The 20,731-nt window shown below is 61.0% G+C and carries 21 protein-coding genes; 2 read left to right on the forward strand and 19 right to left on the reverse strand.

The window, feature by feature from the left end:
- Window positions 1-190 precede the first annotated feature (190 nt).
- Genes ccoP through ccoN form a run of 4 tightly spaced genes read right to left on the reverse strand, consistent with a single transcriptional unit; the run spans window position 191 to window position 3,570 of the window.
- Window positions 191-1,054, reverse strand: a complete 864-nt coding sequence (gene ccoP, locus EB231_RS31525; protein ID WP_019856557.1) for a cytochrome-c oxidase, cbb3-type subunit III — start codon at window positions 1,052-1,054, stop codon at window positions 191-193.
- Window positions 1,055-1,056: 2 nt separating this feature from the next.
- The gene (locus EB231_RS31530; protein WP_069091261.1) at window positions 1,057-1,206 is read right to left on the reverse strand and encodes a CcoQ/FixQ family Cbb3-type cytochrome c oxidase assembly chaperone; all 150 of its coding nucleotides are present in this window, start codon (window positions 1,204-1,206) and stop codon (window positions 1,057-1,059) included.
- Window positions 1,207-1,216: 10 nt separating this feature from the next.
- Window positions 1,217-1,948, reverse strand: coding sequence for a cytochrome-c oxidase, cbb3-type subunit II (ccoO, locus tag EB231_RS31535; RefSeq protein WP_172352281.1), 732 nt, complete (start codon window positions 1,946-1,948; stop codon window positions 1,217-1,219).
- A gap of 11 nt (window positions 1,949-1,959) precedes the next feature.
- A complete protein-coding gene (gene ccoN / locus EB231_RS31540) occupies window positions 1,960-3,570 on the reverse strand; it encodes a cytochrome-c oxidase, cbb3-type subunit I (protein WP_172352282.1) in 1,611 nt (536 codons plus the stop codon).
- Between the two features lie 129 nt (window positions 3,571-3,699).
- Here ccoN and EB231_RS31545 point away from each other — a divergent pair, with 129 nt between their 5' ends.
- Window positions 3,700-4,239: a hemerythrin domain-containing protein gene (locus tag EB231_RS31545; protein WP_172352283.1), complete on the forward strand. Its 540-nt coding sequence runs from the start codon at window positions 3,700-3,702 to the stop codon at window positions 4,237-4,239.
- Here EB231_RS31545 and EB231_RS31550 read toward each other — a convergent pair.
- Window positions 4,236-5,000 carry a Crp/Fnr family transcriptional regulator gene (locus tag EB231_RS31550; protein WP_097572452.1) on the reverse strand — a complete coding sequence of 255 codons (765 nt, stop codon included), beginning with the start codon at window positions 4,998-5,000 and terminating at the stop codon, window positions 4,236-4,238. The genes EB231_RS31545 and EB231_RS31550 overlap by 4 nt on opposite strands.
- Before the next feature lie 157 nt (window positions 5,001-5,157).
- Between EB231_RS31550 and hemN the strand changes: the two genes are divergently transcribed.
- A complete protein-coding gene (hemN, locus tag EB231_RS31555; protein ID WP_097572451.1) occupies window positions 5,158-6,507 on the forward strand; it encodes an oxygen-independent coproporphyrinogen III oxidase in 1,350 nt (449 codons plus the stop codon).
- Window positions 6,508-7,043: 536 nt separating this feature from the next.
- Here hemN and EB231_RS31560 read toward each other — a convergent pair.
- From EB231_RS31560 to EB231_RS31625, 14 genes are all read right to left on the reverse strand, one after another.
- Window positions 7,044-7,313 (reverse strand): DUF2274 domain-containing protein, encoded by a 270-nt coding sequence (locus tag EB231_RS31560; protein ID WP_010914026.1) that lies wholly within the window; start codon window positions 7,311-7,313, stop codon window positions 7,044-7,046.
- A gap of 12 nt (window positions 7,314-7,325) precedes the next feature.
- Window positions 7,326-8,540 carry a TrbI/VirB10 family protein gene (locus EB231_RS31565; protein WP_172352284.1) on the reverse strand — a complete coding sequence of 405 codons (1,215 nt, stop codon included), beginning with the start codon at window positions 8,538-8,540 and terminating at the stop codon, window positions 7,326-7,328.
- An 11-nt stretch (window positions 8,541-8,551) separates the two neighbouring features.
- On the reverse strand, window positions 8,552-9,580 hold the full coding sequence (trbG, locus tag EB231_RS31570; protein WP_172352285.1) for a P-type conjugative transfer protein TrbG: 1,029 nt from the start codon (window positions 9,578-9,580) through the stop codon (window positions 8,552-8,554).
- Window positions 9,577-10,302 carry a conjugal transfer protein TrbF gene (trbF, locus tag EB231_RS31575; protein WP_010914023.1) on the reverse strand — a complete coding sequence of 242 codons (726 nt, stop codon included), beginning with the start codon at window positions 10,300-10,302 and terminating at the stop codon, window positions 9,577-9,579. The genes trbG and trbF overlap by 4 nt, the downstream gene beginning before the upstream one ends.
- Window positions 10,303-11,625: a P-type conjugative transfer protein TrbL gene (gene trbL / locus EB231_RS31580; RefSeq protein ID WP_172352286.1), complete on the reverse strand. Its 1,323-nt coding sequence runs from the start codon at window positions 11,623-11,625 to the stop codon at window positions 10,303-10,305.
- Between the two features lie 31 nt (window positions 11,626-11,656).
- Window positions 11,657-12,382, reverse strand: coding sequence for a P-type conjugative transfer protein TrbJ (trbJ, locus tag EB231_RS31585; RefSeq protein WP_172352287.1), 726 nt, complete (start codon window positions 12,380-12,382; stop codon window positions 11,657-11,659).
- Window positions 12,379-14,829, reverse strand: a complete 2,451-nt coding sequence (gene trbE / locus EB231_RS31590) for a conjugal transfer protein TrbE (protein ID WP_172352288.1) — start codon at window positions 14,827-14,829, stop codon at window positions 12,379-12,381. The genes trbJ and trbE overlap by 4 nt, the downstream gene beginning before the upstream one ends.
- Window positions 14,823-15,095: a VirB3 family type IV secretion system protein gene (locus EB231_RS31595; RefSeq protein ID WP_006329217.1), complete on the reverse strand. Its 273-nt coding sequence runs from the start codon at window positions 15,093-15,095 to the stop codon at window positions 14,823-14,825. The genes trbE and EB231_RS31595 overlap by 7 nt, the downstream gene beginning before the upstream one ends.
- Window positions 15,095-15,403, reverse strand: coding sequence for a TrbC/VirB2 family protein (locus EB231_RS31600; RefSeq protein WP_010914020.1), 309 nt, complete (start codon window positions 15,401-15,403; stop codon window positions 15,095-15,097). The genes EB231_RS31595 and EB231_RS31600 overlap by 1 nt, the downstream gene beginning before the upstream one ends.
- 11 nt (window positions 15,404-15,414) lie before the next feature.
- The gene (trbB, locus tag EB231_RS31605) at window positions 15,415-16,383 is read right to left on the reverse strand and encodes a P-type conjugative transfer ATPase TrbB (protein ID WP_069091251.1); all 969 of its coding nucleotides are present in this window, start codon (window positions 16,381-16,383) and stop codon (window positions 15,415-15,417) included.
- Entirely contained in the window at window positions 16,380-16,793 is a 414-nt protein-coding gene (locus EB231_RS31610) for a CopG family transcriptional regulator (RefSeq protein WP_172352289.1), read from the reverse strand. The genes trbB and EB231_RS31610 overlap by 4 nt, the downstream gene beginning before the upstream one ends.
- Before the next feature lie 118 nt (window positions 16,794-16,911).
- Window positions 16,912-18,942 carry a conjugal transfer protein TraG gene (locus EB231_RS31615; protein WP_172352290.1) on the reverse strand — a complete coding sequence of 677 codons (2,031 nt, stop codon included), beginning with the start codon at window positions 18,940-18,942 and terminating at the stop codon, window positions 16,912-16,914.
- Between the two features lie 655 nt (window positions 18,943-19,597).
- Window positions 19,598-19,987: a hypothetical protein gene (locus tag EB231_RS31620; RefSeq protein ID WP_172352291.1), complete on the reverse strand. Its 390-nt coding sequence runs from the start codon at window positions 19,985-19,987 to the stop codon at window positions 19,598-19,600.
- Window positions 19,978-20,376: a hypothetical protein gene (locus EB231_RS31625; protein ID WP_172347046.1), complete on the reverse strand. Its 399-nt coding sequence runs from the start codon at window positions 20,374-20,376 to the stop codon at window positions 19,978-19,980. The genes EB231_RS31620 and EB231_RS31625 overlap by 10 nt, the downstream gene beginning before the upstream one ends.
- Window positions 20,377-20,731 lie beyond the last annotated feature (355 nt).

Here is a 20,731-nt window from a genome sequence, read left to right on the forward strand (position 1 = left end):
CGGCCTATGACATCGTTGTGCGACGGACTTGTCTGCTTCGACAGACGTCCGGTCTGCAGTGAGCCCGCTTCGCCGTGTGGGCCGCGCCGCCTTGCTGCAGGTCAATCGCCGCATGCCGGAATGGTGTCGGGGCCCGACTCGTGCCGGGCCCCGTCGCTTGGCGGGGAGGGCCGAGAATAGGCTTCCGTTCCTATTCTCCGCCGCCAAGCGAATGGACATAAACCGCAAGTTCCTTAACCTTGGTCTCGCCGAGACGCCCGATCCAGGCCGGCATGACACCGTGCTTCGGCGCGCGGACTTGGACGGCGATGGCTGTCTCGCCGGGTGCGTAGAGCCAGATCGCATCGGTCAGATTGGGCGCGCCGAGCTCTTTGTTGCCTTTCGCATTATCGCCATGACAGGCGACGCAGTTTTCCGCGAATACCTTGGCGCCGGGCTCGATAAGACTTGCATCCTGGACCTTGCCCGAGAGGCTGGCGACATAGGCGCCGACCTGTGCGATCTGTTCGGGCGTGATGATGTCACCGAAGGGGGGCATTTCCGACTGCCGAGTATCCGGGTCGGATGCGAAACGGATGCCGTGCGCGATCGTTTGCTGGATCTGCTCGGTCGTGCCGCCCCATAGCCAGTCATCGTCGTTCAGGTTTGGAAAGCCCTTCGACCCTTGGGCGCCCGAGCCGTGGCATTGCACGCAATTGACCTTGAAGGTAGCTCCACCGGCCGCTACCGCGAATTCACGCAGCGCGTCGTCGGCTGCAATCTCGGATACGGTCTTCTGCTGGATGGCCGCGACATATTTGCCCTTGGCGGCTTCGGCAGCCGCCAGCTCAATCTTGACAGCGTTGCGGCTGGAATAGCCAAGCACACCCTTGGTCGCGGAAGACAGCATCGGCCAAGCCGGATACGCAATTGTATAAGCCACCGCCCAAGCGACGGTGATGTAGAAGGTTATCACCCACCATCGGGGCAATGGGTTGTTGAGCTCCCTTATCCCGTCCCATTCATGACCAGTCGTTGAGATGCCCGAGACTTCATCGATATGCTCGCTGCTCATGATCAGTCGTCCTTGAGTGGAATCTGGGCGGCTTGATCGGCCTGTATTTTGCCGCCGGGACGCAAGGCAAAGGCAATGCAGCCGACGAAGAAGAGCGCCATGGCAAGCAGACCCCAGCTGTCCGCGAATTCCCGCATCAAATTATAGCTCATTGCGTCCCCCTCAGCGGTAGCCGGCTGCATCGTCATAGGTCTTGAAATCGACCAGTGTTCCCAGCATTTGCAGATAGGCGACGAGGGCATCCATCTCGGTCACCTGCTGCGGATTGCCGTCCAGATCACCGACTTTGGCTTTCGGATAGCGTTTCTCGAGGCCCGAGGTATCGGCATTCGGGTCGGCCTGGGCCATCAGATCGGCATTGGCGTGCGCGATCATGTCATCGGAGTACGGGACGCCAACACGCGCGTTCGCAACCAGATGCGTCGAGAAGTCCTTCACCTCGATCGGAGCGTCCTTCAGGAAGGCATAGCGAGGCATGATAGATTCCGGCACCACCGAACGTGGATCCATAAGGTGCTGAACGTGCCATTCGTTGGAATAGCGGTTGCCGACTCGTGCAAGGTCAGGGCCGGTGCGCTTCGAGCCCCACTGGAAGGGGTGGTCGTACATGGACTCGGCGGCCAGGCTGTAGTGGCCGTAGCGCTCGACCTCGTCCCGGAAAGGCCTGATCATCTGGCTGTGGCAGAGGTAGCAGCCCTCGCGCACATAGATGTTGCGTCCGGCGAGTTCCAGTGGCGAGTAGGGCCGCATGCCTTCGACTTTCTCGATCGTGTTGTCGAGATAGAAAAGCGGCGCAATCTCGACGATACCGCCGACGGTCACGACAAGAAGAGACCCAACGAGAAGAAGCGTGGCGTTCTTCTCGATGATCGCGTGTTTGTCCATCAAGCCCATTGTCTGGCTCCCTATTCGGCAGGCCGGAGGGCGGGCTCGGAACCTGGCATTGGTTGCTCTTCGCGCTGGTGGCCAAGAATGGTCATGGTCACGTTCCAGGCCATGAGCAGGGCGCCGGTGAGGTACATCGCACCGCCGATGGCGCGCATGACGTAGAAGGGATGCATGGCGGCGACGGTTTCGGCGAAGGAGTAGACGAGGAAACCCTGCTCATCGTATTCGCGCCACATCAGGCCCTGCATGATGCCGGACACCCACATCACCGCGGCGTAGACGACGATTCCCAGCGTCGCCAGCCAGAAATGCCAGGTGACGAGGCGCATCGAATAGAGCCGGTCGCGGTTCCACAGTTTCGGCACCATGTAGTAGATTGCGCCGAACGAGATCATGCCAACCCAGCCGAGCGCGCCGGAATGGACATGGCCGATGGTCCAGTCCGTGTAGTGCGACAGCGAATTGACCGTCTTGATCGACATAATCGGACCTTCGAAGGTCGACATGCCGTAGAAGGCGACTGCCATCACCATCATGCGGATGATCGGATCGGTGCGCAGCTTGTCCCAGGCGCCAGACAGCGTCATCAGGCCATTGATCATACCGCCCCATGAGGGCATCCACAGCATGATCGAGAACGCCATGCCGAGCGTCTGCGCCCAGTCGGGTAAGGCGGTGTAATGCAGGTGGTGCGGGCCAGCCCAGATGTAGAGAAAGATGATCGCCCAGAAGTGGACGATTGACAGGCGGTAGGAATAGACCGGCCGGTTCGCCTGCTTGGGCACGAAATAATACATCATGCCGAGGAACCCGGCGGTGAGGAAGAAGCCGACGGCGTTGTGGCCATACCACCATTGCGTCAAGGCGTCCTGGACGCCGGAGAAGGCGGAATAGCTCTTGGAGCCGAGGAAGGAGGCCGGCATCGACAGATTGTTGACCACATGCAGCATCGCGATTGTCACGATGAAGGACAGGTAGAACCAGTTGGCGACGTAGATATGCGGTTCCTTGCGCTTCAGGATCGTGCCGAGGAACAGGATGAGATAGGCGACCCAGACGATGGTCAGCCAGAGATCCACATACCATTCGGGTTCGGCGTATTCGCGGGCTTCGGTGATGCCGAGCAGGTAGCCGGTCGCGGCCATGACGATGAACAGCTGGTAACCCCAGAACACGAACCAAGCGAGATCACCGCCAAACAGCCGGGCGCGGCACGTGCGCTGCACGACATAGAGAGACGTGCAAAGCAAAGCGTTGCCGCCGAAGGCGAAGACGACGCCGGATGTGTGCAGCGGCCGCAGCCGGCCGAAATTGAACCAGGGTTGGATGTTGAGGTGAGGGTATGCCAGCTGCAGGGCAATGATCACACCGACGAGCATGCCGACGACGCCCCAGAATACCGTTGCAATGGCTCCGTAGCGGATCGGGCCATCCATGTAGGCGGAGGTGTCGATCGGAGCCGCCGGCTTGAAATCTGTGTTGCGCAGCAGGATCGCGGTAAAGCCAGCCACGGCGAAGAACAAAACCCCCATATGCTGGCGAAAAGGTCCTTCTACGCCGAAGCCGGCAGCCACCAGGGCCGCAAAAGCAAACAGGCTTAGAACGACGATCTCCGTGCCGAATTTCATGACATCTCCCCGACCAGGATTCCAATGCGCGGACGCCAAATCCGCGGTGCATTAATTCCGTAGTTGCCGCCTGCTCGCCCTGATCCATGTCAGAGCCGCACGATTTTGCTTCGGGCAGCATCGAGTTCGGTGCAATCAGAAGGTGGCGATTTGAACAAGGAAACGCAGCACGGGCCAACCCGCTCATGGACAAGTGCGGCTTTCTCGCGCCAGGCCGGCACAGAGGCGATTCCGGGCGAGGTCATGAGGCTTGCCCATCGGGAAAAGCTGGAGCTCTGCTTCTCGCTGGAAAGCATTGCCGATGCACTGCCGAACGTCGACCGCCTCAAATGTCTTGGAACGGCCAAGAAGATCGTTCCGCTGCTCCGTGACATTCATGGGTTTGAGGAGAGGGTAATTTTCCCTGCGTATGAGGCGCACTTGACTCCGGCCGAGGCCAAACTTGCCTCTACCAGCCGGTTGCGCATCGAGCACCTTGAGGATCAATGCTTCGCTGGCGAGGTGGCCGAAACGCTCCTAGCGATCGGTCATGGTGATCCGATAGAGAGCGCGGAAGCTGTCGGATTCATGCTACGCGGCTTCTTCGAAGGCTTGCGGCGACACATCGCTTTCGAACGCGAGCATGTCCTGCCGCGGATCGTAATAAGCGACGAAGGCCCCGACGCTTAGGTCTCATTCACAAAGGCCGGTTGCCGCGCGCCTCGGCCGCCGCAGCGCTGCTCCAGCCGGCTCATGCTGTCGACCGTTACATGGCGTTTGTTCTCGATCCGGATCGCGCCGTCAGCCCGCAATCGCGTAAGCTGGCGGCTCACGGTCTCGTTCGTCAGTCCAAGGAAATCAGAGATGTCGGCACGTGTCAGCGGCAGATCGAAGCATGCCGACCCAGCCGCCGGGTCGATACTGGAATCCATATTCCGGGCGATCATGAGGAGAAAGCTCGCCACCTTCTCCGGTGCGGTCTTGCGCCCGAGAGTCACCATCCATTCAAGTGCCTCGTCGAGTTCGTCCAGCGTCTGCTTGAGCAGGCGATGCTCGAGTCCCGGTGATTCCTTCATTATCCGTTCAACGGCCGCCTTCGGAAACGAGCACAGCGAGACGGAGGTTGCCGCTTCCACATTGATCGTGCTTTTCACCTTGAAGGGCCGTCCCAGAAAATCCGGTGCGAACCGAAGACCGACAATCTGCTGGCGGCCGTCCGAAAGGCACTTCGTCAGCTTCACAACGCCTGAAAGCAAGTTTGAATAACTGTCGACGGCCTCGGCGTCGGCGATCAGTTCGACCCCCGGCTCGAGCTTGTGCCGCGACGAAGTTTTGGCGAGCCCAACCAAATGGTTTGGATCGAGCGCAGCGCAGACGCCGCGATGTCGTGCTGCGCAAGACAGGCAAAGAACGGGAATGCCGGAACTGTGAATGTCTTGCCGTACTGTCATTACGCTCGCGCTACCGATCCCAAGTTTCGACAGGATAGCAAGCGATGGCAGAGAAATCCTTGCGGCAGTTTGTCCGTGCTGGAGGCTGACCGAAATCAGGGCATTGGCTCTTCGACGCGTCCAGACTTCCGGCGAGGCAAAAACGGCGGACCACCAAATGAGACCGGAATTAGCTGCCAGGCTTGGCGAGAACGTCCCGCGTTATACCAGTTACCCGACCGCGCCGCATTTCCATCCTGGCGTCGACGCTGATGTCTATCGAAGCTGGTTGAAGGCGCTCGAAAGCGGTGACGAGGTCTCGCTCTACCTGCACATCCCTTATTGCGACCGGCTGTGCTGGTTCTGTGCGTGCCATACAAAGCAGACCCGCCGCTACGAGCCGGTGGCTTCGTATCTCCGCTCGCTTCACGCGGAGATCGCGACTGTCGCCGGTCTTGTCGGCGGCAAGGCCCATGTCCGCGCCGTGCATTTCGGCGGCGGCTCGCCGACCATGCTGAAGCCCGAGGATATGATAGCCTTGGGAACTGTCCTGCGGGATAGCTTCGATTTTCTTGCCGATGCGAAGATCAGCGTCGAAATCGAACCCAACGACATGGACGAAGCCCGCCTTGATACACTTGCCGAGATCGGCATGGCGCGGGCGAGCCTCGGCGTTCAGGATTTCGATCCGAAGGTGCAGAAGGCGATCAACCGCGAGCAGAGCTTTTTGCAGACCAAGGCGGTTGTCGACGGCATTCGCTCTCGCGGCGTAGGGTCCGTGAACCTCGATTTGCTTTACGGCCTGCCGCATCAGACCAGGGAGAGCGTCTGTTCCACCGTGGCGCAGGCGCTGACTCTGGAGCCGGACCGGATGGCGCTGTTCGGCTACGCGCATGTGCCCTGGTTCAAGAAGCATCAGACTATGATCGACGAGGCATGGTTGCCGGGTCCGGCCGAACGGTTCGCTCAGTGGCAAATTGCCGCCCGTCTGATCATGGGCGCCGGATACGAGGCGATTGGAATAGACCATTTCGCCAAGCCGGATGATGCGCTTGCAGTCTCGGCTCGCGCGGGAACAATCCGCCGCAATTTCCAGGGCTACACCGAGGATCGCTGCGAAACACTGATCGGGCTCGGGCCGTCATCGATCAGCCGGTTTCGACAGGGCTATTCGCAGAACATGCCGTCGACAGCCGAATATGGACGCATGGTCGAGGGGGGACATCTGGCCACGGTCCGCGGCATCGCGTTTTCCGAAGATGACCGTGTTCGCGGCTGGATCATCGAGCGCTTGATGTGCGATTTCGGCTTTTCAGCAGCCGATCTGGTGGAACGCTTCGGGGAAGCCGGACAAAAGCTTCTTTTCCAAGCAAGCTCCATCGCCATTGGCGACCCTGCTCGACCGCTTGAACTCCAAGGTGACAGTTACGTCGTATCGGCGGAAAGTCGTCCCTTTGTAAGGAGCATTGCAGCGAAGTTCGACAAATATTTCGAAAGTGGAACGGCCAGGCACTCAGTGGCAGTCTGAGTGCCACAGACGAACGTCACCGTCTTCAGTCGATCGCGAACCTCCTCTAAATCGCCGAAACCAGCAGCTAACAATTCGATAGTGCATATGACGCCACTTTACGATGCTGTGACGACGCGGGTATTTCCCAAAGGGGGTCGCATGGCAGAGGGCTGGGACCCGCCGGAACCCTGCAGGCAGGGCTCCACTTCGTATCCGCCCAAGCAGGTTGGATTGTTCGGCCCAGTCTTCACTGAATGTCAGCGACGCACCCCATTGCGGCTTCCGCTACTCAGCGCTGCGGCTCTTGAATGCCCCTTTGAGATGAGCTCATTCTGAGTAACAACCGCACGGCGTTCCCACGTGTCTGAAACCATGCATCAGTGCGGCTAGCACGCCCTGCGCCTGTTCGCGGTTTCCGGGCCGCCCAGGCACTTACTTGACCTCCAGCTGCTCGAAGTTCGCGCATAGGCCTTACATGACGGATCGGTAGGCCGCGACCGCCGGGAAATTAGGCACCCGGGCGGCTGCGCCAATTGACCAACTTTATGCTTCGATTACTCGGAATCTGAACCTGACACGCGTCGCGATTTCTCTGACATGCCGGCGGGCAAGCTTTCCTTTCTGGCCTTGGCAAACGCTCTGTCACCTTCCAGAAACCCTGCCAGCATGAAAGGTATGAGTTCCGCTACCGTTTCAGACTCGCCATAGGTCTGGCGGTAAAGCGCCGCATAGTCCTTGAGTGCTTGGTTCAGGTCCGCGCTAACGGTGATGGTCATCTTCGAAGGTGTCCGGTCTGGAAGCTTTCCAAGTTTCAGATCTGCCATGATTACTCCTGTTCAAGTCGGGTATGGGCGCAGCACAAGATCCTTGTGTACAATCACGCGTAGGGGCCAACCGGGGCGGACGATAATGGTGGGTTGAATATTCAGGTTCTTTTCGGTGATGCGCTGGCCGGCTTGACTGATGTTTTGCTGAGTGGATTCCCGGATCGCCTTAACTAGGTCGCTTTCGTTTTCCCCAAAGCTCAACTCGGTACCAACGCCCAGTAGCGTCGCTAGAGCAACTCCCTTGATCAGCTGCCAGGTGTGAAAATCGACCTTGTCTTCAAGCCCAGCATAGCCGGCAGTATCCGTCGCTGGCAGATTGTCGATTCCGATCGAGGAACCGTCGGGCAGGATTATTCGCTGCCAGACCAGCAATGCGCGCCTCTGCCCAAAAGCCACGACGCTGTCATAAGTGCCGATGAGGCGTGAGCCTTGCGGAATGAGCACAATGCTGCCGGTGACTGTGTCGTGCACATTCTCGGTGACCTGCGCGACGACAAGGCCAGGCAAGTCGGAATTTATGCCGGTGACGAGACTGGCCGCGATCACGCTGCCGGCCATCAGTTGGTAGGGCGAGGCCGGCGTCTGCAGCGCGTGCTGATTGTAGATCCCGCTTGTGTTTCGCTGACTGATAAAATCGAGCTTGCGCTGTTGGTTGTTCTGGTCACCCTCGGCTGGGGCAACGGAAGCTGACACGCGCGTCGCTCCGGATTGCGGAAGCGCCTCAGACGGCTGCTGCGCACTCGGCCCGCCGCCGGCGACATCTGTCTGTCTGGGTCGATTGTCGATCCGGAACAAGACTTGCGACTCGCGCGCCTCAATTGCTTGCTGGGCAAGGCGCTGCTCCTCGGCGGAGATATCCTGCCCTGGCGCGATGCCGAGCTGACGTTGGCGTTCAAGGATGGGGCGACCGAGGTCGCCGGGCAGTGGCGGTCCGAGCACAGGGGCCTTCGGCATGATCCCGGAATAGTCCTTGGGAAGCGCTTCTAGTCCCTCGGCGGGTGGCTTGCGCTCGGTGTTATAGCGGTCCTCTGCCTGGTGCTTGATACGCCATGCCGGTCCTTGAAGCGCCATCATCGTGACGCCCAGAATGGCACCGGATCCGACTGCAGCGATGGCGACGATCACACCGCGCCTGAATCGGACAGCGCGGCGGGGCGAGGCTCGCAATTGCAGCTGCTCGGGATCGAGTTTCGGCGGCGCATCGGATCGGGAAGTATCGGTCATGAGCGCTCCCCTCACCTGCTGGGCCGCGCAAAGAGCGGAATCCGCCGCGGCGGTTGCCGGCCGTCAGTCCTGGTGATGCGCACCACCTGCTGCTGCTTGCTGCCTAGACGCAGTTCTGCAGCGCCAAAGAGGCGATCGACGATGTAGTAGTTGCCGCGCATGCGATAATTGACGAGCTGGCTGTCCCCATCGGCACCGACGATGAAGAGAGGAGGCGCTTCACCCTGATCAATGCGACGGGGGAATTCGATATAGACCTTGCTGCCATCGTCGAAAGCGCGCGTCGGCCTCCAGGGTGGTGTGTCGCCGGTGATTGAATACCGAAAGCGGATATTCTCGAGCGCCACATTCGACGCCACCGGCGTGGCAGCCTCGGCTTGGGCGTTGCGCTGGCGTAGCGCGATGATCTGGTCCTCGCTATAGGTCCAGGAGATCGCCGCCATTGAGGTCTTCTCGGTGCTTTGAAGCTGCAAATGGTAGGTGCGTCGTTCCGTGGTGATCACCAGATTTGTGTTAAGTCCCGGCGCGAAGGGTTTTACCAGCACATGGGTGCGCTGATTGTCACCGGTGCCGCTGACGGTATCGCCGATCACCCAACGCACCGTGTCGCCGGCCGACACGGCTGTTAGCTTCTCGCCCGGCTGGAGTGCGATATCGGTAACGCGCTCCGGCGCGGCATAGAGCTGATAGAGTGCGCCATCGGCGAATGGATAGACCTGAACCGCATTCACGTACCCATACCTGGTGGGTTGCTGCGTCGCTGCTTTATTGGCATCGGAGACCCGTTCTTCAGGAGAGCGCTTGTCATCGGCCACCCTGTCCGGATCGGGCTGTAGCTGACCTGGCAACGGCAGCGGCTTTGGCACTTCGACTATCTTGACCGGCTTCTCCGGCGGCTTCTCGATTGCGGCTGGTTTGAAATCGGCAGCATCATAGTAAATCTCAGGCGGCGGTACCGGCTTCGACGCGCAGGCGGAGAGGACTGCTGTAGAGGCCGACAGGATCAGCACGGCACGGACCGACGACATTCTATTCTTCATTGGTGGACTCCTTTTGGGGAAACGGACGTCGGCGCAGCACTGTCGAGCTCGCGCGACCAGTCGATCGCATTGATGAAGACGCCGAGCGGGTTGTTGCGCAGTTGGTCAGTATTACTTGGCGGGCGGATCACGATGGTGAGGATCGCGGTCCAGCGCGTCGTGCTGGCAAGGCTGCCGCGCTCAAAAACCTGCTCGGCCCATTTGACCTGGAACGAGCTGTCGGAAGCCCTGACCACGCTGGTCACTTGCACCGACACGCTGCGTGTGCCGATCTGGCCGAAAGGATCGTTCGCCTTGGCGTACTCGTTGAGAAAGAGCGCCGCGCGGTCGGTGGCGAAGTCATAGGCCGAAAGCCAGTTCTGCCGCACCAGCACCGGATCGGTGGAAACGGAACGGACATTCTGAATGAAGCGGCCGAGATGCCACGCGATCTGGGCATCGGAGGGCTCGTAGTCCCGGATTGCCGGCGCAACGGCGCGTGCCTCGCCGAAGCCGTCGACCTCGACGACGTAAGGCACGACGCGGCTCTGCATCGACTGCCACACGAGTCCGCCGGAAAGTCCGGCCGCCAAGGTCAGACAGCCAAGAGCCATGAACCGCCAGTTGCGGGCCTGCACTCGAGATGAGCCTATGCGCTCGTCCCAGAGCTGCGCGGCCTTCTGATACGGCGTGACCGGCTCGGGCGTCTTGCCGTAACGTTGAATGGGTCGCTTGAATAGCATTTAGTCGTCCTTGTCGTTGAGAGAGGGATTGGCGCTGCCTCCCGGCCTGTCGCCTTCACGGACGGCCTGCATGGCGGTGTGACGGTGGGCACGGGCTGTCTGTTCGGAACGCAGGCGCCTGGCCCAGCCGGGCGCGGCATCAGCGACCGGACCAGTAGGGCTTCCGGTCATGGATGCGGTCGGCGCACCACCGGTCGCGGTCCAGGCAGCTTCGCGCCCGGCATCAACGCTGCGCCCGAAGCCTCCTGCGGCAGATCGTGCCGCCCGCATTGCGGCGCCGCCGGCGGCGCTGGTCACACCATGCATTCCAGCAGCTACACCGGACAGGCCGGACTCGGGCGATGTTGCGCGCCCGATCTGCCAGGCCGTAGAAGCCGCTGACCCCAGGGTCGTGCCGGCACGGAGTGCGGTGAGACCGCTGCCGGTTGCCGTGCGCGCGCCGGCAAATGCTGCGCCTGCGGCAACGAGCGATGCACCGGCTGCGGCTGCCGTGGTTCCAAGTGCGGCGCCCGCGCCAAGCTGCGGCGCGCCCGAGACAAGACCGGAGGCTATCCCAGGTCCGAAAATGCCGAGACCAAGGAGCGCCAAGGCGCCCAGGACCTGTGACATGGCGGCGGCCAGATCCGGCTCCTTGCCTTGCAGCGCGGAAGCGAACTCGCCAAAGAGCGTGGAGCCGATGCCGATGATGACGGCCAACACCATCACCTTGATGCCCGACGAGATGACATTGCCGAGCACGCGCTCGGCGAGAAACGCTGACCGGTTCCAAAGCGCGAAGGGCACAAGAATGAATCCGGCCAGAGTGGTGAGTTTGAATTCGAGGATGGTGATGAAGAGTTGGATGGAGAGGATGAAGAAGGCGATGATGACCAGGAACCAGGCCACGAGCAGCACGAAGATGGTGAGCGCGTTGCCGAAGATTTCTGGGAAGCCGAGAAGCTGGCTTGCCTGATCGAGAAGCGGCCAGGCGCCCTCGAAACCGGTTGCGGCAATGCGGCCCGGATGCAGGAGATTGTCGGCGGAGAGATTGCCTGAGGACGCATTGATGCCGAGGCCAGCGAAGGACCGATAGATGATGTCGGCGAGGTTCTTGAAGTTATTCAAGATGAAGGCAAAGACGCCGACATAGAGCACTTTGCGGATGAGCCGGCCGAATATGTTGGGTTCGCCGCCGAATGCCCAGGCGAGGCCGGCAAGTGTGACGTCGATGCCGATCAGGGTCGTGGTAAGGAAGGCGACATCGCCCGAGAGCAGACCGAACCCGCTATCGATGTAGCGGATGAAGGTCTCCATGAAGCGATCAATGACCCCAAGGTCGTTCATGCCGCCTTCCTCGTCGTCAAGAGATTGGTGATCAGTTGCCGGGATAGGCCGTGCCTGTGCCGAGGAAGCGCTTTGTCGTCTCGCGCGCGGCCTCCTCGAACTGCGCCTTGCGCGCCGCATCCTCGGCCTCAGCGCGGAACTGCGTTGCGAGCAGCGTCTGGATCTGCATCTGCTGCTTGGTCGAAAGCGCAAGGAGCTGGTTAGTGGCCTGACTTGCCTGAAGCGCACCGGCCGCGCCTTGGCTGCGGTTGACGAGATCGGCAAGCAGGTCGCCATCACCGCGAACATTCTCGACGATCTGCGACTGAACACCCATGGTCTGACGGAATGCCTGCATTGCGCTTTGCCAGCGGTCACGTGCGGCGCTCGCTACATCGCTGACCTTGATCGTGGCGTCGTAGCTTTCCGGATATTGATTACGCCACTGGTCCTGAAGCTTGTTGAGATCAAAGCTCAGGCCACTTGCCTGGTCCATCAGACCGTCGATCCGTTGGAGCGAGCCGGTAAGCTGACCCACGGAAGAAAAATCCAGACTCTGAAGATTGCGTGCCATGTTCTGCAGCACGGTCGCCTGGTTCTGGAGCGACTGGATCTGGTTGTTGATCTGCTCCAGCGAGCGCGCCGCCGTGAGCACGTTCTGTGCGTAGTTCGACGGATCGAACACGATGAGCGCGTAGGCCGGCTGCACGTAGTCGGCCATCGGCTTGGCGATCAACGAAAGGGTGATCAGGCCCGAGAGAAAGCGGCGCCGCATCATGACGATTGCTCCTTGGTTGGTTGAGGGAATTGCTGGAGAAGCTCGGCCGCCCAATCGAGGCCGCGGGCGCCGAGGAAGCGAAAGACAAAGCTGTCCTGCCCGTGCTCGGACAGGACCCTGTCGATCAGGCTTTGCGCGGCTGGACCCGAGGCGCCGCAAAGTGCAAGCGCGATGGGGCCGAGCCCGAGCTCGAAGAGACGGTTGCCGCAGCGCGACTGCAAATAGTAGTGCCGCTTCGGCGTGGCCCGGGCGATCAGTTCAATCTGCCGGTTGTTGAGACCGAAGCGCTCATAGGCAGTCCGTGCCTGCGGTTCCACGGCACGATCATTGGGGAGAAAAATGCGCTGTGGGCAGCTCTCGATGATCGCCGGCGCTATTGCAGAGCCGGCGATGTCGGCAAGCGACTGCGTGGCGAAGATCACCGATACGTTCTTCTTTCGCAGCACCTTCAGCCATTCGCGGATGCGGGCAGCAAAAAGCGGATTGTCGAGATAGACCCAGGCCTCATCGAGCATGAGCAGCGTCGGTCGCCCGTCGAACCGCTCCTCAAGGCGATGGAAGAGATAGGTGAGCACAGGCAGCACAGCGCTTTGGCGATGCATCAGCTCCTCGGTCTCGAAGCACTGCACATCCGACAAGGCCAGCCGATCGTCATCGGCATCGAGCAATCGGCCGAAGGGACCGTCGAGCGTGTAGGGCATTAAGGCGGACTTCAGTGCATTGGACTGAAGCAGGACCGACAGACCGGTCAGCGTGCGCTCCTGCGCCGGCGCGGTGGCGAGGCTGTTGAGCGCCGACCAGATCGCCTCCTTCACCTCCGGCGTGAGGGTGACGTTCTCATGGGCAATCAGGCCGGCGATCCATTCAGCTGCCCAGCTGCGCCTACCCTGATCACCGATATTGCGCAGTGGCTGGAAGGCAAGCGCACCGTCCGAACCCAAGACATGATGCTCTCCACCCATGGCGAGCGTTGCCGCGCGCGCCGAATTGCCTTTGTCGAAGACATAGACCTGCGCGCCGGCATAGCGACGAAACTGCAGGGCGATCAGGGCAAGCAGCACCGATTTTCCGGCGCCGGTCGGTCCAACGATCAGCATGTGGCCGACATCTTCGACATGAGAAGAAAGCCGGAACGGAGTCGACCCGCTGGTTTCGGCGATGAGGAGCGGCGGGGCCTCTCGTCCAGTGACTTCAGCCAGATGCTCGTTCGCCGCAGGACCGGCCCACACCGAGGAAAGCGGCATGAGATGGGCAAGGTTCAGCGTGTGAACGAGCGGCTGACGAACGTTGGCATAGACATGACCCGGCAGCGAGCCGAGCCAGGCTTCGACCGCATTGACGCTTTCGCGGATGGTGGTGAACCCGAGCCCATTGATGATGCGCTCGACCGCGCGAAGTTTCTCAGCGGCGGCTTGGCGATCCTCGTCCCATACCGTCACCGTTGCAGTGAGATACCCGAAGCCGACATGATCGCCGCCCAACGCCTGAAGTGCTTCATCGGCGTCGAGCGCCTTATTGTCGGCGTCGCTGTCGACGAGCGGAACGGGTTCGTTGCTTACAACCTCGCGCAGGATTGCGACGATCGATTTGCGCTTGGCAAACCACTGCCGACGCAAGCGGGTCAGCGTCTTGGTGGCCTCGGTCTTGCCGAGCGGAATGAAGCGCGTCATCCAGCGATAGGCGAAATCCTGATGATTGAGGGCATCGAGGATTCCGGGCCGGGTGAGGTTCGGAAAGCCGAGGATGGTAAGTGTGCGAAGATGTTGCTCACCCAGCATCGGCTCCAAGCCGCCGGTAAGCGGCACATCGACCAGGATGCCGTCCAGATACATCGGCGTTTCCGGCACGGCGACCGGATGGCGGCGGGTCGAGATCGTGTCGTGCAGGTATGTCAGCGTCTCGGCGTCATCGAGCAGACGCACTTCGGGCATGAAGCCCGACAGAAGATCCAGCACACGGTCGGTCTCGTCACGGAACCGCGCCATCTCCTGGCGCCAGTCTCTTTCGCCTTCTGAATGATGCGAGTCGACGAGCGCGCTTTCCGCCCGCGCCTGGGCGTCCGGTGGCGGCATGGACAGCAAGGTCAGGTGATAGCGGCTCTCGAAATGCGCGACCTTGCCTTCGAAGGCAGCACGCCGTTCTTCATCAACCAGCCATGACGCCGCGTCCGGGAAACGCGAGGACGGATAGCCCAGCGCTTCGATGCGCTCGGCCTCGAAAAACAATGTCCAGCCGGAGCCAAGGCGTCTAAGCGCATTGTTGGCCCGGGCGCAGATGCCGATGAGTTCGGCTTCGGTCGAGCTTTCCAGATCGGGCCCGCGAAACCGAATAGTCCGCTGAACGCTGCCGTCCTTGTTGAGCACGATGCCGGGCGCCACCAGTGCTGCCCAGGGCAGATGGTCGGCAAGCCGGTCGGCCTTGCCGCGATATTCCGAAAGGTTCAGCATGCGAGCCATCCCCTCAGGCGAAGGTGACGGACAAGCACGCTGGCAAAGTCGGGATCGCGCCTTGCGGCAAAGACCGCGAGCGTGTGGCCGCCAAGCCAGAGCACTAGCCCGGCAATCCATTGCTGCAAGCCTAGTCCGATGGCCGCAGCCACCGTGCCGTTGAGGATCGCCACCGCCCGCGGCGCGCCGCCCAGCAGGATCGGTTCAGTCAAGGCCCGGTGAACGGGAACCTCGAAGCCCTCGATATGTTGCACTCCGGCGGCCATCAGACGAGCGCCCCGCCGCCGAAGGAGAAGAACGAGAGGAAGAAGCTCGATGCGGCGAAGGCGATCGACAGGCCGAAGACGATCTGAATCAGCCGGCGGAAACCGCCTGCAGTATCGCCGAAGGCAAGGGTCAGGCCGGTGGTGATGATGATGATCACCGCGACGATTTTGGCGACCGGTCCCTGCACCGATTCCAGGATCTGCTGCAGCGGCTGTTCCCAAGGCATGCCGGAGCCGGCAGCGTGCGCCGGAACTGTGAGAAGAAACGCGAGCGCGGCAAACGAAAGAAAGCGGAGCTTCTTGCGCATAAGGGGGCCTTTCAGAGTTGCTGGAGTTGCGGAGGCGTGAGTGGGGTGACGGCGTAGTCGCCGCTGCCGTCGAGACCTGTGACCTCAGCGATTGCATCGATGCGGCGCGACGAGCCGCGCCCCGCGATGAAGACGATGAGATCGATGGCATCGGCGATGAGGCGGCGCGGCACGGTGACGACAGCTTCCTGTGCAAGCTGCTCGATGCGATAGAGGGCAGAGCGCGCCGAATTGGCATGAACCGTGGCGATGCCGCCGGGGTGCCCGGTGTTCCATGCCTTGAGCATGTCCAGCGCTTCCGCGCCCCTGACTTCACCGACGATGATGCGGTCGGGGCGGAGCCGGAGCGTCGAGCGCACGAGATCGGCGAGTGTGACCGAGCCCCGCCTGGTTCTCAGGGCAACGCAGTCCTTTGCTGCGCATTGCAGTTCGCGGGTGTCCTCGATGAGGATCACTCGCTCGTCGCATTCGGCGACTTCGGCCAGCAGCGCATTGGCAAGCGTCGTCTTACCCGACGACGTGCCTCCGGCGACAAGGATGTTGCGCCGTTCTCGGACTGCCTTTATCAACGCATCGGCCTGCAGCGGCAACATGATGCGATCGGCAACATAGTTGGCTAGCGTGTAGAGCTTTGCGGCTGGTTTGCGGATGGCAAAGCAAGGCGCCAGCACGACAGGCGGCAGCAGTCCCTCGAAGCGTTCGCCCGATGGCAATTCGGCGCTGACAATCGGATTGTCCGCATGCGCCTCGGCACGCACGTGGGAAGCGACCAGGCGGATGATGCGTTCCGCCTCGGAAGGATGCATATGCACGGCCGTATCGATTCGGCCTTCTCCCAGCCGGTCGAGCCGCAGCGCACCATCGGGATTGACCATCACCTCGATGACCAATGGATCGGCCAGCGCCTCAGTGATCGTCGGACCCATGGCGGTGCGCAGCATCGCGCGGCGTCGGTGGTCGGCCTCTGGATGAGCGCTCATCCTTCCCCTCCTCCGCCTTTGTCTTTGCCAAGCGAGCGTTTCCCCGATGCGATCTGGCGACCGACCTGCTCGACGAATTTGTCGAAACGCTCCTGGGCAATCGCCTGCGTCGCCTTGTCCGGAACAGGCGTGTGGGCATGAAGCGTGATCGAAAAGCGGATGAAGAGCGCCAAGCTTTCCAATGTCATGTCGACATCGCGCCTGACGTGACTGAGCTCGCGGGAAAGACGGTCCAGCCTCATGCCATAGCGCCGATCGAGTTCATACTCGCCACGCCGCTCGATGAAAGCTTCTACGGCCTTCGCGACGACCGCGGATTTTGTGGTCGAGGGATCGCGGCTGAGGTTGTCCAGCTTCTCGCTCAATTCCGGTTCGAGCAGAAACTGGTGACGAATGCGGTGGGGCTTCATGCGCTTGTTCCAACTGGCCGGCGCTGGCGGGCCGGCGGCGGAACAAGCATTATCGAGATGCCCAAAATTGCTTACGGCCGTTATCTACGCTGAGATACGCCCGAGCTGCGGAAAGCGTTCAGAAGCCGGGGACGATATCCTTATCATCGCCCCTTCCCTCGTTGATGCCATAGGCACCTGCGACGGTGGAGATCCGGTCCATGACGCGCTTGTCCGCCATCGCCTCGCTATCATCGTCTGCGGGTCTGGACAGATCGTCCTGGTCCGGTTCCTGGGTGACGGCGGTATGTTCTTCGGGTAGGCCAGGATGGCGCTGCTGCTGAACACCTCCCTCGTCCGCAAGCGCGGCGCCAGCGCTTTCATCGTCGGACGCAAGACGACGGTCGACGCCGCGTACTTGCCCAGTCCAATCGTCCGGCCGCGACATCGGGCAGTCCGCGTAGGGTCCGTCGCGCAACACCGGCGAAGGCAGCACCCGCTCGGTGAAATTGTGATCCTCATAGTATCGCAGCTTTTTGGCCCGGATGGGGGGCAATCCCGAAACCAGCACCAGTTCGTCCGCGGGCGGCAATTGCATCACCTCGCCCGGTGTCAGCAGCGGGCGGGCGGTTTCCTGGCGGCTCACCATGACATGCGAGAGCCAAGGTGCCAGCCGGTGGCCCGCATAGTTGCGCATGGATCTGAGTTCCGTGGCCGTGCCAAGCGCGTCCGAGATTCGCTTGGCCGTGCGCTCATCATTGGAGGAAAAGGCAATTCGCAAATGGCAGTTGTCCAGAATGGCGTTGTTGTCGCCATACGCTTTGGAGATCTGGTTCAACGATTGCGCGATCAAGTAGGCACGAATTCCGTAACCGGCCATAAACGCGAGCGCGGTCTCAAAGAAGTCGAGGCGACCGAGCGCCGGAAACTCATCCAGCATCATTAGCAGTTGATGCTTGCGGCTCTTCTTTGGGTCACCCTCGAGGCGCTCCGTCAGCCGCCTGCCGATCTGGTTCAGGATCAGTCGCACCAAGGGCTTGGTGCGCGAGATGTCCGATGGCGGCACGACCAGATAGAGCGACATCGGCCACTCCGCATCCATCAGATCGGCAATGCGCCAGTCGCAGTCCGATGTTACCGCCGCCACGGTCGGATCACGGTAGAGGCCGAGAAAAGACATGGCGGTCGAGAGGACGCCTGAACGTTCGTTCTCCGATTTGTTCAACACCTCTCGTGCCGCCGAGGCCACGACGGGATGGACCTGAGGCTTATTGGCCGAGCCGAGATGGTTGGTCGTCATCATTCGCCGCAAAGTCGCGGCAAACGAGCGTTGCGGGTCCGACAGAAAGGTGGCGACGCGGGCAAGAGTCTTTTCCTCTTCGGCGTAGAGCACGTGCAAGATAGCGCCGACGAGGAGTGAATGACTGGTCTTCTCCCAATGATTCCGCCGCTCCAGCGCGCCTTCCGGATCGACTAGAATGTCGGCGATGTTTTGGACATCGCGAATCTCGTCCGAACCTTTGCGTACCTCCAGCAGCGGGTTGTAGCGGGCCGATCGCGGATCCGTCGGATTGAACAAAAGGCAATGCGAGAACCTCGACCGCCAGCCGGAGCTCAGCTGCCAGTTCTCGCCTTTGATGTCGTGAATGACGGCCGAGCCGGACCAGGAGAGAAGGGTTGGGACAACCAGTCCGACGCCCTTGCCGGAACGTGTCGGCGCAAAGGCCATGACGTGCTCAGGCCCGTCATGACGCAGATACCGGTCCTTCAGTTTGCCGAGGAAGACGCCTGCCGGCTGAAACAGCCCTGCTTTCTCGATCTCCCGCGTCGCCGCCCATCGAGAGGAGCCATAGGTGGTGACCAAGCCGCGCTGGCGCGCGCGCCAGAGGGAACCAGCGATCGCAGCGGCACAGCCCATGAATCCACTGGTGCCCGCAAGCATGCCCGCCTTGTCGAATACCTCGGGCGCATAGGCATCGAATTGGAACCACCATTCCAACAGTTTCCACGGCTCGTAGATCGGCCAGCCAGCCGCGACAAACCATGGCGCGCCGAGTTGTTCCTGAAAGGCTAGCATATGAGCGCACCATTGCGTGGCAGCCCACACGCCGAGGAGAACGATGGCGAACACAATGGCGATCTGCCCAATCAGAAGCTTCGTGGGCGTCACTGGCTTGCTCCGCTGTTCTGGAGAGATGGATCGAGCATCGCCCGGGACGGCCGGAACAGGAATGCGCCCTATGTACGACTTGGTGCGATGAGAGGCTGTTTGGCGCGCCGTTGCTCTCCTTCGAGGTGTATCAATATTCGCGCACTGCTAAGTCGGAGGGGACTCATATCGGTCGTGCCTATCGTGAGCACGTGGTCGGCGAGCTGGCGGTGGCGTGCGGGCAAGCCGCTGAGGAAATTCTGAACATCGAGTCCGGTCTGAGGTACAACAAGCCTATCGAGATCGGATCGCGAGGTAGCCCTGCCCGCCATGGGAATTCCTCAGGCGAGTACCGACATATTGGGCGCTGCCTTATAAGTGGAAGGCGCCTTCCCGTTGCCTCTATCGCAGATAAGTTACCTTCCGGCCTTCGCGCTGGGTTTCCCAGCTGGACTGCGTTTCAGTCTCAATTCGCTGTGCTTCTTGTGAGCCAGACACCATTTCTCGGACGGTGGATTGACGACATTCATTGTCCGACAAGCCCTCGCCGGCGATCTGTTGGGCAGAGGCGGCTATCACCCCGGCCGTGGCACATCCGCGCGCTGCAGAACCTCGATGAGCCGCCGGCTCAAACGCCCAGGCGGATGCAAAGATCCACAGATGCGTTCCGCCAGCCCTAGTTGCCAAGCATATGACCGGCATTTCGCAACGCGTCTAGGAAGAGGCCGGCATGGTGAGTGACATCGAATTTGGCCTGCATTGACACCGGCATGCTGGTCCAATTCTCCAACGGTGCAATGAAGCGGGAGAAGGTATCGTCGATGACGCAGTAGCGGCTAATAAGGCCTTGTCTGTCCAACGCCAGCACACCAATCTGCCCGCCTCGATATCGGATGGCTGCGAGCCGTTGGACCTCGGCGTCATCATCGATCCGCACATCGAAAAGCAGGTTTCCGCGGCTCCTCGCGGCTATCTCCGCCGCTTTGTCATTGAAGCTCAAGCAGAGTGAGCGGACGCTTTCCACTGCCATCTGGAAAACCAACAAATCCAGTTCATTCACGGCCATGTGGGCAGTTGAGCCAATAAATGGATGATTGCAATGTCGCACACGGCTTGTTCACAGGTGTCGGCGACTGATTGTTCGTGGCTTTCTGTCCGCTGCCGGCGATGGAATATTTGAAGGACGGCGGGTCCCGTATTTCCTGTCGCGTTGGCAACCGCGGCGGCCACCTGCCGGGCGGCAGCGGCAGAGACAATGTCATAGACAGGTGGAAGCGTGGGCTTTCTGCCCTTCAATAGTTCCCTGACCATACAGATTTGCACGCGCGGCCGCAGCTTGCCGCCCGCCTCAACGGATTCGGCTTCTCTGGCAGCACGTTCCATTGCTGCGGTCGCCTTGTTGAGCGTCACCAGAACGCCAAGCTTCGTGGCTGGCAAGATCGCCAACTCGCTCAAGCTCACGACCTCTATTCGATGGACGGGCACGGCCGTGCATCGCCGCGGCAGGGGACAACATCGTCGTGACCGACCCTCAAGCCCTATATCGTGTCGGCGGGATCGTTCAGCAGGAACGGCGAGATCGCCGTGGAGGGCAAGCCCTTCCACATCGTGGCCGTCGGCGGGAGCGGCAAGATCCACGATCAAGCAGCTGAGAAAGATCACGCATATAGCCACGATCCCGCGGTCCAGCCGATCTACATTTGAGGACGACCAGATCAAGCAGCGCGCCCTGTCGAATTTGGGTCCGGGATTGGCAGTTGGTCTATCCCTTCCTGACCATGGAACGCTCGATCCAGTCATGGCTTATAAG

The organism is Mesorhizobium sp. NZP2298 (assembly GCF_013170825.1).
Lineage (GTDB): Bacteria > Pseudomonadota > Alphaproteobacteria > Rhizobiales > Rhizobiaceae > Mesorhizobium.

Coding starts and splice junctions, on each gene's coding strand:
- ccoP (WP_019856557.1), bottom strand. CDS start 1,054: ATGAGCAGCGAGCATATCGATGAAGTCTCGGGCATCTCAACGACTGGT.
- EB231_RS31530 (WP_069091261.1), bottom strand. CDS start 1,206: ATGAGCTATAATTTGATGCGGGAATTCGCGGACAGCTGGGGTCTGCTT.
- ccoO (WP_172352281.1), bottom strand. CDS start 1,948: ATGGGCTTGATGGACAAACACGCGATCATCGAGAAGAACGCCACGCTT.
- ccoN (WP_172352282.1), bottom strand. CDS start 3,570: ATGAAATTCGGCACGGAGATCGTCGTTCTAAGCCTGTTTGCTTTTGCG.
- EB231_RS31550 (WP_097572452.1), bottom strand. CDS start 5,000: ATGACAGTACGGCAAGACATTCACAGTTCCGGCATTCCCGTTCTTTGC.
- hemN (WP_097572451.1), top strand. CDS start 5,158: ATGAGACCGGAATTAGCTGCCAGGCTTGGCGAGAACGTCCCGCGTTAT.
- EB231_RS31560 (WP_010914026.1), bottom strand. CDS start 7,313: ATGGCAGATCTGAAACTTGGAAAGCTTCCAGACCGGACACCTTCGAAG.
- EB231_RS31565 (WP_172352284.1), bottom strand. CDS start 8,540: ATGACCGATACTTCCCGATCCGATGCGCCGCCGAAACTCGATCCCGAG.
- trbG (WP_172352285.1), bottom strand. CDS start 9,580: ATGAAGAATAGAATGTCGTCGGTCCGTGCCGTGCTGATCCTGTCGGCC.
- trbF (WP_010914023.1), bottom strand. CDS start 10,302: ATGCTATTCAAGCGACCCATTCAACGTTACGGCAAGACGCCCGAGCCG.
- trbL (WP_172352286.1), bottom strand. CDS start 11,625: ATGAACGACCTTGGGGTCATTGATCGCTTCATGGAGACCTTCATCCGC.
- trbJ (WP_172352287.1), bottom strand. CDS start 12,382: ATGATGCGGCGCCGCTTTCTCTCGGGCCTGATCACCCTTTCGTTGATC.
- trbE (WP_172352288.1), bottom strand. CDS start 14,829: ATGCTGAACCTTTCGGAATATCGCGGCAAGGCCGACCGGCTTGCCGAC.
- EB231_RS31595 (WP_006329217.1), bottom strand. CDS start 15,095: ATGGCCGCCGGAGTGCAACATATCGAGGGCTTCGAGGTTCCCGTTCAC.
- EB231_RS31600 (WP_010914020.1), bottom strand. CDS start 15,403: ATGCGCAAGAAGCTCCGCTTTCTTTCGTTTGCCGCGCTCGCGTTTCTT.
- trbB (WP_069091251.1), bottom strand. CDS start 16,383: ATGAGCGCTCATCCAGAGGCCGACCACCGACGCCGCGCGATGCTGCGC.
- EB231_RS31610 (WP_172352289.1), bottom strand. CDS start 16,793: ATGAAGCCCCACCGCATTCGTCACCAGTTTCTGCTCGAACCGGAATTG.
- EB231_RS31620 (WP_172352291.1), bottom strand. CDS start 19,987: ATGGCCGTGAATGAACTGGATTTGTTGGTTTTCCAGATGGCAGTGGAA.